The 623-nt window shown below is 43.0% G+C and carries 1 protein-coding gene; it reads left to right on the forward strand.

Annotated features, from left to right (window positions below; translation table 11 throughout):
• Positions 1–172: 172 nt before the first annotated feature.
• Positions 173–623, forward strand: a 451-nt coding sequence (gene prs, locus FXF62_RS10715; protein ID WP_149518720.1) for a ribose-phosphate diphosphokinase, incomplete at its 3' end; no start/stop codon positions are given.

Here is a 623-nt window from a genome sequence, read left to right on the forward strand (position 1 = left end):
TACTCAACTGTGCGGAGGTGGGACGACGAAATCGAATTCTAACGAATTACCGATTTCTGTCCCACTCTCCCTTTTATTTTTTATTGAAAAATTGCTGGAAAAGCGTTACAATGGTAGATAGGACAAATGCAATTGGTTACAATAAAAGACGATTTAGAATCTGGAGGGAATCATGTCTTTTTCTGATTTAAAGCTCTTTGCTCTTTCTTCTAATCAAGAATTAGCGCAGCGTGTTGCAAAGGAGATTGGGATGCCGCTTGGGAAGTCAACGGTTCGTCAATTTTCTGACGGGGAAATTCAAGTAAACATCGAAGAATCGATCCGTGGTAAGCACGTTTTTATCTTGCAGTCGACTAGCTCACCTGTTAATGACAATCTGATGGAGATTTTGATCATGGTGGATGCCTTGAAGCGGGCTAGTGCGGAGTCTATCAATGTGGTGATGCCTTACTATGGCTATGCTAGACAAGACCGAAAAGCTCGTGCTCGTGAGCCGATTACATCTAAATTAGTGGCTAATCTGATGGAGATTGCTGGGGTCGACCGCCTATTGACCATTGATTTGCATGCTGCTCAGATCCAAGGTTTCTTTGATATTCCTGTTGACCATTTGATGGGAGCGC

The organism is Streptococcus cristatus, from assembly GCF_008369405.1.
Classification (GTDB): domain Bacteria; phylum Bacillota; class Bacilli; order Lactobacillales; family Streptococcaceae; genus Streptococcus; species Streptococcus cristatus_G.